Below are 16,836 nucleotides of genomic sequence, written 5' to 3'. Positions count from 1 at the left end.
GCGGCTGAGATGGCTGAAGACACCGATCCGCAAGTGATCGACGACGACTTCCCGGAAGACGCCGCCGACGAGAGCACAACCGTCCAGACGCCTGAGCAGACCGCCCTCGACAAGAAGATCAACCAGCACTTCGGCGGTGTCGTCGTCCGCAAGGACCTCGTCAAGGCCGTCAAGGGCAACGCCATCGTGCCGTCGTACGTGCTGGAGTATCTGCTTGGCCAGTACGCAGCATCCGACGACGAGGCAACCATTCAGGCCGGCATCGACACCGTCCGCCAGATCCTCGCGGATCACTACGTCCACCGGAACCAGTCGGAACTGGTGAAGTCGACCATTCGCGAGCGTGGCCGCTACAAGATCATCGACAAGGTCACCGTCACGCTCAACGACAAGGACGACGTCTACGAGGCCGAGTTCGCCAACCTCGGAATCAAGCAGGTTCTCGTCGAACCGGCCACGATCACCGCTCACCCAAAGCTGCTAGTTGGCGGCGTGTGGTGCATCTGCGACATCGAGTACTTCCACAGTGAAGACGCTCGGGTCGTGCCGTGGATTCTCGGTTCGATCAAGCCGATCCAACTATCCAACTTCGACTTCGAGGGCTACGTCGCAGCGCGCCGTGAGTTCACCACCGATGAGTGGATCGATCTGCTGATCCAGTCCATCGGTTTCAACCCCGAGCTGTTCGGCCGACGCGCCAAGTTGATCCAGCTCGTCCGGCTCATCCCGTTCGTCGAGCGCAACTACAACCTCGTCGAACTCGGCCCGAAGGGCACAGGCAAGTCGCACATCTTCTCGGAGTTCTCACCCCACGGCATGCTCATCTCCGGCGGCGAAGTCACCGTCCCCAAGCTCTTCGTCAACAACTCCAACGGCCGGATCGGTCTGGTCGGCTACTGGGATGTCGTCGCCTTCGACGAGTTCGCGGGCCAGAAGAAGCGCACCGACAAGGCGCTCGTCGACATCATGAAGAACTACATGGCGAACAAGTCGTTCTCGCGTGGCGTCGAGACTCTGGGCGCGGAGGCGTCGATGGTGTTCGTCGGAAACACCTCCCACAACGTGCCGTACATGCTCAAGCACTCGGATCTCTTCGATGAACTGCCTGACAGCTACCACGACTCAGCATTCCTCGATCGACTGCACCACTACATCCCCGGCTGGGAAGTCGACACCATCCGAGGGGAGATGTTCTCCGACGGCTATGGATTCGTGGTCGACTACATCGCTGAGGTGCTGAAGTCGATGCGGGATTCGGACTTCTCCGACCGCTATCAGCAGCAGTTCACGTTGTCCTCCGACATCTCCACACGCGACCGCGACGGCATCCACAAGACCTTCTCCGGGCTGATGAAGATTCTCCACCCTCACGGTGGGGCGACGCCCGTAGAGCTTCAGGAGATCCTGCGGTTCGCGATTGAAGGCCGCAAGAGGGTCAAGGATCAGATCCTTCGGATGGACGCAACCATGGCCCCCGTGAAGTTTGGCTACCTCGACCAGGCTGGCGAGTGGCATGCCGTGACGACACTCGAAGAGGACGAGTACCCGACGTATTACCGCCAGGTGCGACGCGAGGTCGGCGGGACCGACGACGCGTCAGCCGATCAGCCCGGCGAGACGGAGACTGAACAGGCAGCGCCGGAGCCCACTGCGCCAAAGCCGGACCCATTGTTCGAGGGTCACCGCGAGTTTCACGAGAACCAGCGGGGCGTCACCTACGAGTCCCTGCTGCTGCCGTACCTGGCCGGCGCCACCGAGATCACGATCACGGACCCATACATCCGCCAGTTCCATCAGGCGCGAAACCTCATGGAGCTGATCGAGGGCATAGCAGCCGTGAAGGACGCCGCCGACGAGGTGAACGTCAAGCTCGTTACCTCGGAGCACACTGAGGGCGAGGACAAGGTCCGCAAGCAGCTCGAGTCCCTACTGAAGATCCAACAGGCAGCCGCTGTCGCCGGCATCACCCTCGACGTCTCGCTCGACAGCTTGATCCACGACAGGTCCATCGTCACCGACACCGGTTGGCGGATCAACCTTGGCCGCGGCCTCGACATCTTTCAGTTCGTCACGGGCGACGTCTTCGACCTCGCTACCAAACTCCAGGAGTACCGCCAGGTCAAGGCCTTCGGTGTGACGTACATCCGAGAGGACGAAGGCAGTGGCTTCGAGTGATCGCCGCGCCTACTGGTCCGAGCGCACCGGTCGGCGTCCTCTCGAAGACGAAGGCCGCGAAGGTCTTGGCCCACGCTATGGACGTTGGGGCGGGCTCCGTTGAGTAGTAGAAGGAGCCCTTCCAATGGCGGCGTGCCTCCTCAGCGATCCTCCACAGCGTGTCGTTCAGTGTTGAACTGAACAACACGCACGTGTCGAGGAAGGCCGGGAACGCCACGGGTCACCTCGTCGCCGGTACCGGACGATCCGTCTTGTCGTACAGGTCGTCTTCCTCGGCGTCGGAGACCATCTCCTCAAGAGCCGCTCGACGCTGCTCCTTGGTCCGACCCTGGTAGTCCACGAGATCCTTGAGCCGAACGAAGCGATGACGGCCGGGCTTCTCCATTGGGATCTCACCTCGTTCGAGAATGCGCACCAACGTGGGCCTGGAGATGCCGAGGTAGTCGGCTGCTTCCTGCGTAGTGAGCATGGCGCTCAGGGGCGCAACGTTGACGCCCATCCCACTAGAAAGCACTTCGGCAACTTGGCGGAGAACGTCAAACAACGCCTCGGGCAGCTCCAGCCGCTCACCACTTGCAGCCACGAGGGCAGGGCGCCCCGACAGGGCACTCATCCCGGCCTCGTTCAGGACCCGGACGAAGTCGGCGATCATCGCGCCCTGATCAGCGTCGGGCACGTACGTGTGAGCCTTTCCGCTCGCTGCGACTCTAGGCATGACCCCTCCTAACACAGACACATCCTGGCTTCCGCGGACAAGCTCTTCACACCATAAACGAACAAAACGAACATTCGCTATGTTCCCGTGCTGGAAGTGAGCGTTCTCGCCGCGTGACATGCACGGGTTTCAGGGTCCCGTCGCCCATCTCCCCGCGCCACGTCCTCGCGGTGACCGCCGAGCCATCTGACCCTTCCGGGGAAGACACCTCCCCCTTCCCGCCGCGCAACGGCGGGTGGGGGGACCCCCATCAGAACGTCGGCCTACCCAGGGGGCTGTCGCTCTTTACCGCCGCTCACCGAGCCGCCCCCGTCGTCTTCGTTCGGCCGCATAGCAGCGGTCAACGCCCTGATCAGTGCCCTGGTCTCCTCGTCCCTGGCCTGGACGGCCACCAATTGGGCGCTCAGGGCCGCCATCGCGTCCTGAAGGCCGGTATCCCGCTGCGAGGCGGCCTCATCGCGCAGACGATCGGAACGGACGAACCACGAAGCCACCGCCGCTGCCACGACACCGATCGGCCCAACGATCTCGCCAAGCTCTCACCACGTCTGCATGCCGCGTTTCGTTGCCGCGGCGCCGACCCAGTACTCTCCCGAGCATGGCCGTCCAAGAATCCAACATGACGCCCCTGGGTACTCCGCTACCAGACCTGACCCTCCCCGACCTAGACGGCAAGCCGGTGTCGCTCCGAGTCGCGGCCGGGGCCCGCCCAGTCGTGATCGCCTTCCTGTGCAATCACTGCCCATACGTCAGACACGTGGAGCCTGGAATCACCGCCGTCGCTGCCGAATTCGCCCCATCAGACGTCGTGTTCCTTGGCGTCTGTTCCAACGACATCGAGCGATACCCCGATGACGACGTACCGGGACTGCGAGAGCAGCAGGCGCGCACATCCTGGCGTTTCCCCTATCTGATCGACGCGGACCAGAGCGCCGCGAAGGCGTTCGGCGCCGCCTGTACCCCGGACTTCTTCGTGTACTCGGCCGCTGGCAAACTCGTGTACCGGGGTGCGCTGGACAACGCCACGCCTGGTAACCACGAACCGGTAACCGGAGACCTGCTTCGGGACGCCATAGGCAAGACGCTGGCAGGAGAAACCGTGCCCCAACCGCACAGACCATCGCTGGGATGCGGAATCAAGTGGAAGCCCGGAGACGAACCGGAGGCGGTCACAAATGACTGACGTCAATGTCGACTTGGCGATCATCGGCGCTGGCCCGACCGGCCTGTACGCCGCGTACTACTCGGGGTTCCGAGGCTGGAGCACCGCGGTCATAGACGCGCTGCCAGAGGTCGGCGGCCAGATCACCGCTATGTATCCGGAGAAGGAGATCTCCGACGTCGCCGGCTTCCCGTCGGTCCGGGGACGCGTCCTGGTCGAGCAACTCAAACAGCAGGCGGACCAATTCAATCCGCACTACGTCCTGGGAACCCAGGCAACCACCATGACTGCTCCGGAATCGGGGCCCGTCGTTATCGAGTCAGATGACGGCACGAAGGTCACAGCCAAGGCAGCGCTCATCACCGGCGGTATCGGCTCGTTCCGGCCGCGGCCGCTGCCCGCTGGGGATGGCTGGGAAGGCCGGGGCCTGGAGTTCTTCGTGCCCCGTACGGACAAATTCGCCGGACGCGACATCGTGATCGTTGGCGGCGGTGATTCAGCGTTGGACTGGGCGCACATGCTGCACCCGGTCGCCAAGAGCGTCGCAGTAGTTCACCGGCGCGACCAGTTCCGGGCGCACGGAACGCTCGTCGACAAGGCCCGAGAGCTGGGCATGAAACTGATGACGCCTTACGAGGTCACAGCGTTGCGTGGCGATCCCAACCTCAGCGAAGTCGAGATAACGCACAAGAAGACCGGCGACATCACTGTCCTTCCCGCGCAGTCAGTGATCGCCGCGCTTGGGTTCGTGGCCAACATTGGTCCTATCGCACAGTGGGGATTGGACCTGGAGAAGCGACACATCCTTGTGGACACGCGCATGCGGACGAACCTGCCGAACGTGTTCGCAGCCGGAGACATCGCCGTCTATCCGGGCAAGGTGCCGCTGCTCGCGGTCGGATTCGGCGAGGCGGCGCTGGCGGTCAACAACGCGGCTCCGATTGTCAGCCCCGAGCTAGGCGTGTTCCCTGGCCATTCGAGCGGCGAATCCAACTAATCACGCGTCGATCCGCTCTCGGTCGAGTTCCTTGGCCCGAGTCACGAGGAACTCCTTGCGTGGGCCAACATCGTTGCCCATCAACAGGTGGAACACGTGCTCTGCGGCCATGGCATCCGCCACACGCACGCGGCGCACCAACCTCGTGTCCGGAGACATCGTCGTATCACGCAGTTGAGCCGCGTCCATCTCTCCGAGTCCCTTGTAGCGCTGAATCGGGTCTTTGACCCGCACGCCGCGAGCCTGGAGGTCCTTCATAGTCCGCAGCATCTCCGCCTCGGAGTACGTGTACAGCACCCGCGCCGGTTGCCCCTTCGCGCCGACGGTTTCGATCCTGTGCAACGGAGGCACCGCCGCGTAGACGCGGCCGTCCTGCAGAAGGGGCTTCATGTAGCGGTAGAACAACGTGAGTAGCAGGCACCGGATGTGAGCGCCGTCGACGTCCGCGTCACTCATCATGATGACCTTGCCGTAGCGCGCCGAGGCGAGGTCGAACGACCGCCCAGAACCGGCTCCGATCACCTGAATGATGGACGCGCATTCGACGTTCTTGAGCATGTCCGCGATCGAGGCTTTCTGGACGTTCAGGATCTTGCCGCGGATAGGCAGTAACGCCTGGAACTCGCTCTTGCGCGCCATCTTCGCCGTGCCAAGAGCACTGTCGCCCTCAACGATGAACAACTCGCTGCCGTCCACTTCGCGAGAACGGCAGTCCACGAGTTTCGCCGGCAACGACGAGGACTCCAGCGCGTTCTTGCGCCGCTGCAGGTCTCGCGTGTGCCGGGCCTGCACGCGCGTTCGCATCGCGTTCGCGACCTTCTCCAGCACCTGCTTGACCAGCTGCTTGTCACCGCGCGGAGGCGAATCCAGCCAACCCTCCAACTCGTGACCGACGACGTTGGCGACGATCTTGGTGGCAGCGGGGGTGCCGAGCACCTCTTTGGTCTGGCCCTCGAACTCCGGCTCGGCCAGACGCACCGCCACGACCGCCGTCAGCCCTTCAAGCACGTCCTCCTTGGTGACCGGACCCTCGGAAGCCTTGAGCACCTTGGTCGACCGCAACCTGTCGTTCAGAGTCTTGACCAGTGCGCGCTCGAATCCGGCCATGTGAGTTCCACCCTTGGGAGTGGCGATCACGTTCACGAAGGACCGGACGCGAGTCTCGTAGCCCGTCGACCAACGCAGCGCCACATCGACCCCAAGGTCGCGGTCCACATCGCGGGACGCCATGTGACCCGCTTCGTCCAGAACCGGGACTGTTTCGGTGAAGCGACCCGTTCCGGACAGGCGGATCACCCGCGTGAACGGTTCTCCTACGGTCAAGTGTTCGGCGAAATCCGCGATTCCGCCGGCATGCGTGAAGACCTCATCTACCCGGGCGTCCGCGCCGCGCTCGTCGATGAGCCTGATCTCAACGCCAGGGACCAGGAATGTCGTCTGCTGGATCCTGGCCCGCAACTCGACGATGTCGTACTGAGCGTCCTTGGTGAATACCCTTCGATCCGCCCACCAGCGAACCCGGGTTCCGGTGCGCCTCGCCGGGCATTTGCCCACTACTCGCAGTCCTGACTGCCTAGTGAACGTCGCGGACGGGCCGTCGTCGCTGAATACCCCTGGGGCGCCGCGCTGGAACGACATTGTGTGGATCCGGCCCCCCCTGTCCACTTCGACGTCCAGCCTTTCGGACAAAGCGTTGACCACTGACGCACCTACACCGTGCAGGCCTCCGGTCGCCGCATAGGTACCGCCGCCGAACTTGCCACCCGCGTGAAGTCGGGTCATGACGACCTCGACGCCGGTCAGCTTCGTCCTCGGCTCTTTGTCCACGGGGATTCCCCGTCCGTCATCCCGGACCTCCACGGAGCCGTCCGGAAACAGGTGCACCTCGATCGAGCGGCACGATTCGACCAGAGCCTCGTCAACGGAGTTGTCGAGGATCTCCCACAGGCAGTGCATCAAGCCGCGGCCGTCAGTCGACCCGACGTACATACCAGGGCGCTTGCGAACCGCGTCCAGCCCTTCGAGCACGCGGATTTGCCGAGCCATGTACTCGCCAGGCTCTGCCGAACGACGCTTTCGCCCAGCCCGCGCAGCACTGCCGTCCCGGGACTGGGTACCCGTCGCTTCGACCGCCACGAAGCCTCCTCGCTCAAGCTCGTCGTCGATCTTTCCGAAACCGTCCTAGACGGAACTAGGGTAGTCGCACGGTCCGACATCCCCAGGGAAGCGAGCCACTACGCCAGTGGCGAACGGCTGGCCAGCGATGGCGATGCATCGGCCAGTTGGTGAGACTATTGGTATCGAGTGGTATCGAGCGCAAGGAGGTGCCTCGTGGATACAGCGACAACTGTTACGGAACTAAGCGCGGCAGATCGCTGCGATCGCTGTGGGGCGCAGGCTTATGTCCGCGTTCTGCTCACTTCCGGTCAGGATCTGATCTTCTGCGCTCACCACTTCTCTGAGCACTCGACTGTGCTGTCAGGCATCGCCGCCGAAGTGATCGACGAATCACACCGCCTGGCGCAGAACTAGCCGGAGCATTCGCGGTCGCGGGCACGGTACGGTTGAGTTCGAATCCTTGAGGTGATCAAATGACGAACTCCTCTGTTCGCAACGACTTGGGCCATGTGATCCTGGCGACCAAGGCAGACATCGACGCCATGCCCTGGGAGAGTCGGCCAGACATGCCGGGTGTGGCGCACAAGGTGCTTTGGCAGGCGGGGGATGTCGTGCTCGGCGTCATGCGAGTCGAGCACGGCGCCGAGAATCCCATACACACGCATCACGGCGCCCATCACCACATCTTGATCCTCGAGGGTGAGTGCACGGTTCTGGACAAGCGCGTCGGGCCTGGCTCCTACATCTTCATCCCTCCGACCGTTCCCCACGGAGCGACGGACGTCGGCCCCGATGGGTGCACGTTCTTCTACACCTACCGCCCGTTGGAGCGCTCGCCGATCACTGGCCCGCTCGACTCCGAGCACGCCCATCCGGTGTAGACCGACGCGATGAAGTTCACCGAATACCGCGGCCTTGACGCCTCCGCGATGGCGGAGGCGCTGCGCGATGGCGACACCACACCCCAGGAGTTGCTGGACGCGGCCCGAGCACGGCTGAGCGAAGTCAATCCCACGATAAACGCCGTGATCCATCGCATGGACACCTACGCCAAAGGCCAGATCGACGCGGGGCTGCCTCGGGGTCGTTTCTCAGGAGTGCCTTTCCTAGTCAAGGACATGGATGGCACGCTGGCCGGAGAGCCGTGCGCGGCCGGGTCCCGGTCCCTTCGCGACTGGATCCCGGATCACGACTCCGAGCTATTCGCCCGCTACCGCCGGTCAGGCCTGGTGTTCCTGGGCAAGACCAACGCCCCCGAGTTCGGGATCATGGGCGTGACCGAGCCTGAACTGTTCGGCCCGACGCTGAACCCCTGGGATCTGAACCACACGCCTGGTGGCTCAAGCGGGGGGTCGGCAGCAGCCGTGGCCGCCGGAGTTGTGCCCGTGGCGCACGGCGGCGATGGCGGCGGCTCCATCCGCATCCCGGCGTCCTTCTGCGGCCTGTTCGGGCTCAAGCCGAGCCGCGGCCGCCAACCCCTCGGCCCGGACATCGGGGAGGCGTGGAACGGCCAAGTCGTTCCACACGTGCTGAGTAGATCTGTACGTGACAGCGCGGCATTCCTCGCGGTGACTCATGGTGCCGATCCGGGGGCTCCCTACGACGAGCCTCGCGGGTCGACTCGATTCGTCGAGGCCGTGGCGCGACCGCCGAAGCAATTGCGCATCGGCATCTCCACGAAGGCCTTCTTGGGGCCCAAGACTCACCCAGACTGCGCTGCCGCCCTCGCTTCGGCCGCTGAACTGCTTGTCGATCTTGGCCACACGGTTGAGGAAGTGGATCTGCCGCTGGACGTCCAGGCGGTGTCGAATGCCTACCTGACGATAGTGGCGGCTGGCGTCGCGGCAGCGGTGGCGAACACCTACCGGCAGACGGGCGTGAAACCGCGATCGGATCTCTTCGAACGGCCGACGTGGCTGCTGGCCCACATGGGCGATGTACTCACCGCGCGGGAACTCGAAGAAGCGCGGATCGTGGCATTCGATCTATCCCGTCGAATGGCGAGAATCTTCTCATCCATCGACATTCATGCCAGTCCGACAGCCGCCTACCCTCCCGCCAAGATCGGTGAGTTGGACCTGCCCCGCAGCCAGAAGATCACGCTTTCCGTCCTGGGTCACGTCGCGAGCGCGACCTGGTCGGCCACCGATCCCGTTTTCCGCCAGGCGCTGCCGCAACTGGCCGCGGAGTCGCTTGAGCGCACTCCGAACACACAGGTCTTCAACATGACGGGGCAACCAGCGATGAGCGTGCCGCTGTACTGGAACGAGGCTGGACTCCCGATCGGGGTTCAGTTCGCGGCGCCCTACGGCAAGGAAACCTCACTGTTCAGCCTCGCCGGCCAGCTTGAGCAAGCCAGGCCCTGGTTCGACCGGGTACCCCCGCTGTAGCTGCCGCGCTCGCGTGGCTCATCGCCGATCCTGGCAAGCCTCACTCGCCAGAACTCACTCCAGGTAGTCGCGCAGCACCTGGCTCCTGCTCGGGTGCCGGAGCTTGGACATGGTCTTGGACTCGATCTGCCGAATGCGTTCGCGTGTGACCCCGTAGACCCTGCCGATCTCGTCGAGAGTCTTCGGTTGTCCGTCAGTCAGTCCGAAGCGCATTCGGACAACTCCCGCCTCGCGCTCGGACAGCGTGACCAGGACTTGCTCAAGCTGCTCCTGAAGCAACGTGAACGACACAGCGTCGGCTGGAACGATGGCTTCGGAGTCCTCGATGAGGTCCCCGAACTCGCTGTCCCCGTCTTCGCCAAGGGGTGTGTGCAGTGATATCGGCTCCCGGCCGTACTTCTGGACTTCGACGATCTTCTCGGGCGTCATGTCGAGTTCCTTGGCCAGCTCCTCCGGGCTGGCCTCACGTCCAAGATCCTGGAGCATTTGACGCTGTACGCGCGCCAGCTTGTTGATCACCTCAACCATGTGCACCGGGATGCGGATCGTGCGCGCCTGATCGGCCATCGCGCGCGTGATCGCCTGCCGGATCCACCAAGTCGCGTAGGTCGAGAACTTGTAGCCCTTCTTGTAGTCGAACTTCTCGACTGCTCGGATCAGGCCCAGGTTGCCTTCCTGGATCAGATCCAGGAACAGCATTCCCCGCCCTGTGTAGCGCTTGGCGAGCGAAACCACCAGGCGGAGATTCGCCTCAAGCAAGTGGTTCTTGGCGCGCCGCCCGACGACCACCAGCTGCTCGAGCTCGTACAAATCCTCATCTGAGAACTTCTCGCCCGATGCCAGCTTCTCCTCGGCGAACAGGCCCGCCTCGATGCGTTTCGCCAGAACAACTTCCTGTTCAGCGTTTAGTAGAGCGACTTTCCCGATCTGCTTCAGGTAGTCCTTCACGGGATCGGCTGTGGCGCCCGCGACGGTTACGGTTTGCACCGGTTCGTCGGTGTCGTCGCTGTCAGACAGCACGAACCCTTCGGTCGAACTCGCGGCTCGCTTGGCCTCGGCGGCCAGACCGGCCAGCTCACGCTTGAGGTCAGCTTCGGCTTCAGCTTCGATCCTGGCGGCGGCCTCCATGTCCACAGCGTCCGCACCTGCGGCTGGAACGACGATGACCTCGTTCGCCCCGGCTACAGGCACAACGAGCACTTCGGCCTCGACCTCGACTGCGGCGGCCTTCTTCGCCGCTGAGGCCTTGCGTGGCGCTGCGGGCTTCTTCGCCGGTGCGGGCTTCTTCGCCGCAGCAGCCTTGCGTGGCGCTGCTGCCTTCTTCGTCGCTGCTGCCTTCTTCGTCGGTGCGGACTTGCGTGGCGTGGCGGACTTCTTCGCCGTGGCGGACTTTGCGGCCAATCTGCTCTCCCATTCCGGAACACGAACAGCCCGTGTCAAGTCCTGTGGACTTTGGACGGGCTCAGGTGACTACGCACCGGCAGCCATTGTCGCATGAAGGACTCAACCCAACGACAGTCCAGTGCGGCGTTTCACCATGAGCTCCAACACACCGCCGGTCGGGATCCTTCCCAGACTCACATCACCGATCTCGGAGAGGCCAGCCATCCGACAGTCTCATGGCAGCCCACGCACCACCCGCGGATCTCTGCGGCACTCTTCATGGGTGAGATCTCTCATCAGCCTCGACCAGACTTCCGGCGGCAATCCGCGACCCATCGCCTCCCTGATCAGATCCGCGAGCGAGTGATCTGGGTTCGCCTCATACGCGCGTTCAAGAGCGAACCCCGCCCTCAGTCCGTCACCGGCCTGCCAGGCCGCGATCGCGGCGACCGCACCGACGGCGGCAGCGCGGTCTCCCCGGCACATGCGCAACACATGAGACGCGGACGCCCACACGCCGTCCCAGGAGACAGCAGGCTCTCTTTCGAGACACCACAAAACAGTGTCGCGCGCCCGAACATCCTCACATGCCGCAGCCACGGCAGCCGATGACCTCAGTGACAGGTAGCCACCATCGAGCATGGCGTCCAGGGCTTCCATGATCACCCGGTCGCGCCACTCCTCCAGATCAGTGATGCCTTCGCGCAAGTCGGCCGCCGCGAGGGCCAGCGCCCCCGCGGTCACATCGTCGGCGAGGCGAACCTCCTGCGCCACGGCCTCCCGGCTCGCCACCGGTACACGCCCGGATGCGACCAGTCCCGCCACCAATGCCGACACGCCCTCACCTTCAAGGTCGTGCCCGAGTTCCGGGCACTGGCTCCCGCACGTGCGTGACCGCCAACGGCCACCACCCACGACGATCCCCGGCGAGGACGCGATCCCGAATCGACTCAACGACGCGCGCACGGCGCGAAGACGCGTGAACTGCCGTGACAGTGTGGACTGAACGCTCACGGCTGCGCACAAGCCTCCAACGGCTCCGACCAAGGCCGCGCGCTCCGCCAGGCCCTTCCCAACTTCTGCCGCAGCCGCTTCGACATCAGACCAGTCCGAGCGCGCCGTCAGCACAAGGTGACCCTCGTCGCTCCAGAAAGCGCACACCAGGCTGTCCGCGGGCGGGAAGCCGATCAGATACGGGAACGCCTGGACAACGTCCGCCACTCTGGGGAACCCGACGTCCGATCCCGCGGGGGCGTCAGGTAGTTCACACGGAAGCGGCAAGCTGCATTTCGTCATGCCCGCAGCCTGATGGCTTCCAAAGGCACGCGCTAAGGCAATCTCCTCCCTGTGGATGGATCGTCAATCTGGCGTTCGGTGGATAGCGTGTCGGTCAGCCCACGCTCAAAACGATCACTCTAGATTCGCCAGTACGCCCGGTTGTTCGGCGGTGGGGAAGCTGTCGGACAGCCGGGTATTCAATGCGCTCATCCCCGCCCCGCACTCGATGCAAGCTTGCGGTTGCGCTGTACCTGCCACCGCCAATAGAAGATCGAGATCAATCCGATCGCCATCTGCGGGATGTAGGACGACGCGCGCCACACCAGATCCGCCGCTGTGGCCGCTCCCGCATCGATTCCGGCCGCCGACAGCAGCGCGATCAGGGCGGCGTCGACCGTACCCAAGCCGCCTGGCGTGATAGGGATCATGATTCCCAGCTGGCTTATCGCCCAAGATCCGTACGCGCCAAGCAGCGGCACGGCGCCCGTGCTTCCCGTGACGCCCACCAGCGCGGTGTAGAGGATCGCGAACTGAGCCCATGAGACAGCGATCTGCGCCGCCGTGATCGCAACCCAACGCCTGCGCACCAGCCCCACTGTGTCGTGCCGGAGGCGCAAGACCGAAGGCGTGAGGTCCATGGACTGTCCGTGGCGGAGCTTGTGAACGACCGGGTTGGCGATCCGACTAAAGAAGTCACCCACTCTCCGGGCGCCTCGCTCAGACTTCAGGATCAGCGCGAACGTCCCGATCGCGGCGACCAGAATCACCAGGCCGATCACAGCGGCGACCGCGTACTTGCTCGCGTCATCGCCTACAGCCGCGTAGGCCGCGATACCAGTAACCGGCAGCCCGAGGCTAAGAAAGACACTCCATACTCCCGTGGCTCCGATCGCGGCCGTGGCTGCCGTCGGAGACGTCTTGTAGGTCGCCAGCTGCGCATACTGCAACCCGAGTCCGAACGCCCCACCTCCCGGGATGCCGTTCGAAACCGCGAAGGCGGACTGATTGACTACGAACGCGTCGCGGTATCTCAGACCCGGTGTAGCCGCCACGAACGGCCATCCGTAGACGAACAGGTACAGCAGAACCACGGCGACAAGGGCGACTACTGCCCCGGCGGACATGCTCTTCAGGTATTCCCCGGCCTGCGCGTAGTCACCTATCTGCGGAATCACTCGCGCGAATACAACCGCCAGGAACAGGATCGCCACTACCGCACCGATGATCGTCCGCTTCCGGTTCAGACCGGATCTGGGCGCCGATGTGGGCTCGGCTTCTCGTTCTGGCACGGCATCCTCGGCTGAGCTAGCCGCCGTGTCCTCTGGTTCGCGCGATGTCACAGGCGAACGGTATCGCCTCTTCGTGGGCGAGTCGTCTCAACTGCCGGGGCACCCGCTCGCACATCGCGAGCTGCGGCAGCGGCGATCGGGACGTTCAGCTCGTCGACGTGCACAACTCTGGACGCGAAGTCAACGAGTTCGGCTTCCTCATAGTCGGCGTAGGTCAGGATGATCACCTTGTCGCCCGGGTGCACCAATCGGGCGGCCGCGCCGTTCACGCAGCACTCGCCCGGGCGCCCTTCGATGGCGTAGGTCTCGAAGCGTGAGCCATTGTCGATGTCGAGAATCTGGACCTGCTCGCCTACAAGGATGTCGGCCAGGGTCATCAACCTCGGATCCAACGAAACGGACCCGACGTACTCAAGGTGCGCGTCTGTGACCGTGGCCCGGTGGATCTTGGACTTCATCATGCGTCGCCGCACGTTTCCTCCTGTCGTCTCGACGCCGCGGGGGCGGTCGCCGTACATGACGATTATGCCTTACCCACCCAACTATCGCGATGAAGGACCAGGCGGGTCATCCTCCCAGGTGTTACCTGTCGCGCAACCACGCGGCGCAGGACCCACGCGCCCGACGGCATGGTCGCCACAGTCGAGAGCGGGAAGCCCCGCCTAGGCCGAACCCGCAGCCGTGCCCGGCGCGACTTCCCCTGGCTGCACCGTGGGCAAGCGCCCGGTGAAGAAGAAGGTTCCGATCGACAGGAGCGCTGCCAGCCCGAATGCGACCCGTAAGGCGTCCAGCCTCGCGGTTCGGTTGACCTGAAGGATCTGATCGGATGTCGCCTGATCGACTCCAGCACTCTTCAGGCCTTCGACAAGCTGCGCATCGGAGATGAAGGGGATCCCGGATGAGAACTCGGCAACTGCCTCTTGCTGAATCGAGCCGGGTATCGCGGAATCACTCTGAATCCCCGCCAGCGCGGCACTGGTCAGCGTTGCGATGAGCACCGAACCGATCAGCGCGGTGCCCAGCGATGCCCCCAGGTTGGTCGCCGTGTTCTGCAGACCTCCCACTTCTCCGCTCATCGAGTCCGGAACCGCCGAGACCGTGACAGCACCCAGTTGTGAGGCAATCGCACCCAACCCCAGGCCGATCAGGATCATAGGAATGGCGACGACCGCTGCGGAGGCCCCAGGATTCATGCCGGCTACCAAGAACATGATCCCCAGAGTCATCAGGGACAGGCCGAACCTAACCACGCGTCGCGGGTTACAGCGTGGGGCGATCTTGGGAATGCCCGCTGCGGCAACCAGCAGCGCCACCGAGAGCGGGAAGATTCGCACTCCGGTCTCGAGCGAGCTGAGTTGCAGGACCACGGACAGGAAGAGCGGGATGGTGAAGAACACTCCCGCTTGAACGAGGTACTGGAAGAAGAAGACCGACAGACCGCCCGAGAGTTGACGGTTGCGCAGGATCGCCGGATCCACGAGCGGCTCCCGCTCCGTCTGCGCGACATGGGATTCCCACAGCGTGAATACGTAGACGATCGCCAGACCCCCGATGATTAGCCAGAGCGTCAGCGAGGCGCCGAAGAGTGACGGCGCACCAGGCTTGGCGGAGACCCATCCCCACTCGCTGGACCGCAGCACCCCGACGATCACGCTTCCCAACCCAACAACTGACAGAAGCGACCCGACGAGATCGAGATGGGCCCTCGCCGGTGGCAGATCCGTGACCCTTCGAATCAGCATGAGGATGACGACCACGACCACGGCCTCTCCGAGGAAGACGTACCGCCAGGACGCGTACGTCGTCACTGCTCCCCCGATGAGCGGCCCAGCCGCCACAGCGGCCGCGCACGAAGCCGCGAGGATGCCGTAGGTGGCGGCCCGCTTGGCCGGGGGGAAGTTGGAGGCCACAAGGGCGACGACCGCGGGCATGATCAAGGCCGCGCCTAGCCCCTCGAGCCCCGACCACCCCAAGATCAGCACGCCCACGTTCGGGGACGCCGCAGTAACGAGCGCTCCGATCCCGTAGATCACGATGCCAATGGCAAGGACGCGGCGGCGGCCAACGATGGTGCCGATCTTGCCGCCAGTGATCATCAGAGTCGCCATCACGAGCGTGTACATCGTGATGGCGACCTGGATACCGCTGATCGTCGTTCCAAGGTCACTCGCAACTTGCGCCATGGACACGTTCATGACAGTGCTGTCCAGAGTCATGAGGAACTGGGCGGCCGCGAGGACTGTCAAGACCAGACCGCCTCCCGATCTGGTCTCAGCCCCGGGGATCGAACTGGAAGGCGCACCGATGCTCACCCCCGCAGGCTAGCGAGTGCCGCCGACATGAGTGCCCTCAATCCGAAAGGGATCAGCCCTCAGGTTCCGCCTTGCTGCCATACGTGTTAGCCGCCACACTGGATGAGGATGTCGGCGTCATCGTGGGCGCGGTTGAGGCGGTATGACGTAGGCCCCGTCCCGGTGTTCGGGGTGGGGCCTTGATGGTCAGGCTGACGGTTCGGTGATCGGGGTGTCGCCGGTGTCGTGGCGAGAAGGGTCTGCTTATCACGACGAGCACGTTTACGTCAGTCGCGAAGGCAGAAGCGAGCCGCGACGGGGCTCCACCCGTCGACCTAGTCGACGGCACGACGCTGTGTGATCTCCTCGTCGAGCACCGGATCGGGGTGACCGTTCAGGAACGGATGGTGCGGGACATCGCGGTCGACGTCGAAGCCTTGGGCAGCATCTGACCGAGCGCTGCGTCTTGGCGACCGCATTTGCAGACCCGTTGTTCGTGGCGCGACCGAGGGACCCGAGCCGTCGCCTCGTGATCTTGTGGCGCTCCCGGCCACTACAGATACGCGAAGCGGCCACATGGAGCCTGTTGCGGACTTATCGCCTGTGATGAGCATGGGACCGCCGTGAGCGGTTCCTTGCCAGAGTCATTGGACCACCTGGGTTGCCAGTAATGGGACCACCCGGCGCGCCGCGTTGGGGTTCCTCGGTCGGCTCGGTGAATCGCCACGTCGGCTCAGGCGTGGACGTCAGCGTGGGTGAGGTTCGGGAGGGGCTTTGGGCCTGGTCGCAGGACTTGGGGCTGCGCAGGAGTGATGCGGCTGCACTCGGACTTGGGCATCAAGTCCCCGCGAGGCCCGATCCGTCCTTTGTCCACAGGTCGTGACATCGGGGATGTTCTCCACAGCCTGCGTGGTGTGCCGTTGATTGTCGGACCCCCGTGAGAACATGTGTTCTAGTACAGGTTTCCTCTACGAAGCGGGGATGGGGGTGGGGGTCATGTCGGTAGCTGAGTTGGGTGGGTCTTCCGAAGCTGGGGGC

Annotated in this window: 15 protein-coding genes; 6 read left to right on the top strand and 9 right to left on the bottom strand. The window is 64.0% G+C overall.

What is annotated here, in order from left to right; genetic code table 11:
• The first annotated feature begins 9 nt into the window (after nucleotides 1–9).
• Nucleotides 10–2,175, top strand: coding sequence for a BREX system Lon protease-like protein BrxL (brxL, locus tag Q8P38_07510; protein ID MDP4014441.1), 2,166 nt, complete (start codon nucleotides 10–12; stop codon nucleotides 2,173–2,175).
• Nucleotides 2,176–2,395: 220 nt separating this feature from the next.
• Here the strand turns inward: brxL and Q8P38_07505 are convergent, their stop codons facing one another.
• Together Q8P38_07505 and Q8P38_07500 are read right to left on the bottom strand one after the other, a co-directional pair.
• Nucleotides 2,396–2,890, bottom strand: coding sequence for a helix-turn-helix domain-containing protein (locus tag Q8P38_07505; GenBank protein ID MDP4014440.1), 495 nt, complete (start codon nucleotides 2,888–2,890; stop codon nucleotides 2,396–2,398).
• Nucleotides 2,891–3,153: 263 nt separating this feature from the next.
• Entirely contained in the window at nucleotides 3,154–3,396 is a 243-nt protein-coding gene (locus Q8P38_07500) for a hypothetical protein (GenBank protein MDP4014439.1), read from the bottom strand.
• Between the two features lie 92 nt (nucleotides 3,397–3,488).
• Between Q8P38_07500 and Q8P38_07495 the strand changes: the two genes are divergently transcribed.
• Both Q8P38_07495 and Q8P38_07490 read left to right on the top strand, forming a co-directional pair.
• Complete coding sequence (locus Q8P38_07495; protein MDP4014438.1) at nucleotides 3,489–4,073, top strand: thioredoxin family protein; 585 nt, start codon at nucleotides 3,489–3,491, stop codon at nucleotides 4,071–4,073.
• Nucleotides 4,066–5,049 (top strand): NAD(P)/FAD-dependent oxidoreductase, encoded by a 984-nt coding sequence (locus Q8P38_07490; GenBank protein MDP4014437.1) that lies wholly within the window; start codon nucleotides 4,066–4,068, stop codon nucleotides 5,047–5,049. Before Q8P38_07495 ends, Q8P38_07490 begins: the two co-directional genes overlap by 8 nt.
• Here the strand turns inward: Q8P38_07490 and Q8P38_07485 are convergent, their stop codons facing one another.
• The gene (locus tag Q8P38_07485; protein MDP4014436.1) at nucleotides 5,050–7,185 is read right to left on the bottom strand and encodes a DNA topoisomerase IV subunit B; all 2,136 of its coding nucleotides are present in this window, start codon (nucleotides 7,183–7,185) and stop codon (nucleotides 5,050–5,052) included. It abuts the gene before it with no gap.
• A gap of 195 nt (nucleotides 7,186–7,380) precedes the next feature.
• Between Q8P38_07485 and Q8P38_07480 the strand changes: the two genes are divergently transcribed.
• Genes Q8P38_07480 through Q8P38_07470 form a run of 3 tightly spaced genes read left to right on the top strand, consistent with a single transcriptional unit; the run spans nucleotide 7,381 to nucleotide 9,557 of the window.
• Entirely contained in the window at nucleotides 7,381–7,581 is a 201-nt protein-coding gene (locus tag Q8P38_07480; GenBank protein MDP4014435.1) for a hypothetical protein, read from the top strand.
• A 59-nt stretch (nucleotides 7,582–7,640) separates the two neighbouring features.
• Nucleotides 7,641–8,048, top strand: a complete 408-nt coding sequence (locus Q8P38_07475) for a cupin domain-containing protein (protein ID MDP4014434.1) — start codon at nucleotides 7,641–7,643, stop codon at nucleotides 8,046–8,048.
• A gap of 9 nt (nucleotides 8,049–8,057) precedes the next feature.
• Nucleotides 8,058–9,557, top strand: coding sequence for an amidase (locus Q8P38_07470; protein ID MDP4014433.1), 1,500 nt, complete (start codon nucleotides 8,058–8,060; stop codon nucleotides 9,555–9,557).
• 54 nt (nucleotides 9,558–9,611) lie between these two features.
• On the opposite strand, the gene Q8P38_07465 is transcribed toward Q8P38_07470, so the two are convergent.
• The 6 genes from Q8P38_07465 to Q8P38_07440 all read right to left on the bottom strand — a co-directional run bounded on the left by Q8P38_07465 (nucleotide 9,612) and on the right by Q8P38_07440 (nucleotide 16,277).
• Complete coding sequence (locus tag Q8P38_07465; GenBank protein ID MDP4014432.1) at nucleotides 9,612–10,958, bottom strand: RNA polymerase sigma factor; 1,347 nt, start codon at nucleotides 10,956–10,958, stop codon at nucleotides 9,612–9,614.
• A gap of 216 nt (nucleotides 10,959–11,174) precedes the next feature.
• On the bottom strand, nucleotides 11,175–12,236 hold the full coding sequence (locus Q8P38_07460) for a DUF4192 family protein (GenBank protein ID MDP4014431.1): 1,062 nt from the start codon (nucleotides 12,234–12,236) through the stop codon (nucleotides 11,175–11,177).
• Between the two features lie 188 nt (nucleotides 12,237–12,424).
• Nucleotides 12,425–13,558, bottom strand: a complete 1,134-nt coding sequence (locus Q8P38_07455) for a lysylphosphatidylglycerol synthase transmembrane domain-containing protein (protein MDP4014430.1) — start codon at nucleotides 13,556–13,558, stop codon at nucleotides 12,425–12,427.
• The gene (locus Q8P38_07450) at nucleotides 13,555–13,980 is read right to left on the bottom strand and encodes an aspartate 1-decarboxylase (GenBank protein ID MDP4014429.1); all 426 of its coding nucleotides are present in this window, start codon (nucleotides 13,978–13,980) and stop codon (nucleotides 13,555–13,557) included. Before Q8P38_07450 ends, Q8P38_07455 begins: the two co-directional genes overlap by 4 nt.
• A gap of 189 nt (nucleotides 13,981–14,169) precedes the next feature.
• Nucleotides 14,170–15,819: an MFS transporter gene (locus Q8P38_07445; GenBank protein MDP4014428.1), complete on the bottom strand. Its 1,650-nt coding sequence runs from the start codon at nucleotides 15,817–15,819 to the stop codon at nucleotides 14,170–14,172.
• A 314-nt stretch (nucleotides 15,820–16,133) separates the two neighbouring features.
• The gene (locus tag Q8P38_07440) at nucleotides 16,134–16,277 is read right to left on the bottom strand and encodes a hypothetical protein (GenBank protein MDP4014427.1); all 144 of its coding nucleotides are present in this window, start codon (nucleotides 16,275–16,277) and stop codon (nucleotides 16,134–16,136) included.
• Nucleotides 16,278–16,836: the final 559 nt, after the last annotated feature.

The organism is Candidatus Nanopelagicales bacterium, from assembly GCA_030700225.1.
Taxonomy (GTDB): domain Bacteria; phylum Actinomycetota; class Actinomycetes; order S36-B12.
This window is presented reverse-complemented; position numbering and strand designations above follow the sequence as displayed.

Bases quoted from the DNA above. Each gene is read 5' to 3' on its own strand.
- brxL (MDP4014441.1), top strand. From the start codon at position 10: ATGGCTGAAGACACCGATCCGCAAGTGATCGACGACGACTTCCCGGAA.
- Q8P38_07505 (MDP4014440.1), bottom strand. From the start codon at position 2,890: ATGCCTAGAGTCGCAGCGAGCGGAAAGGCTCACACGTACGTGCCCGAC.
- Q8P38_07495 (MDP4014438.1), top strand. From the start codon at position 3,489: ATGGCCGTCCAAGAATCCAACATGACGCCCCTGGGTACTCCGCTACCA.
- Q8P38_07490 (MDP4014437.1), top strand. From the start codon at position 4,066: ATGACTGACGTCAATGTCGACTTGGCGATCATCGGCGCTGGCCCGACC.
- Q8P38_07475 (MDP4014434.1), top strand. From the start codon at position 7,641: ATGACGAACTCCTCTGTTCGCAACGACTTGGGCCATGTGATCCTGGCG.
- Q8P38_07470 (MDP4014433.1), top strand. From the start codon at position 8,058: ATGAAGTTCACCGAATACCGCGGCCTTGACGCCTCCGCGATGGCGGAG.
- Q8P38_07460 (MDP4014431.1), bottom strand. From the start codon at position 12,236: ATGACGAAATGCAGCTTGCCGCTTCCGTGTGAACTACCTGACGCCCCC.
- Q8P38_07440 (MDP4014427.1), bottom strand. From the start codon at position 16,277: ATGCGGTCGCCAAGACGCAGCGCTCGGTCAGATGCTGCCCAAGGCTTC.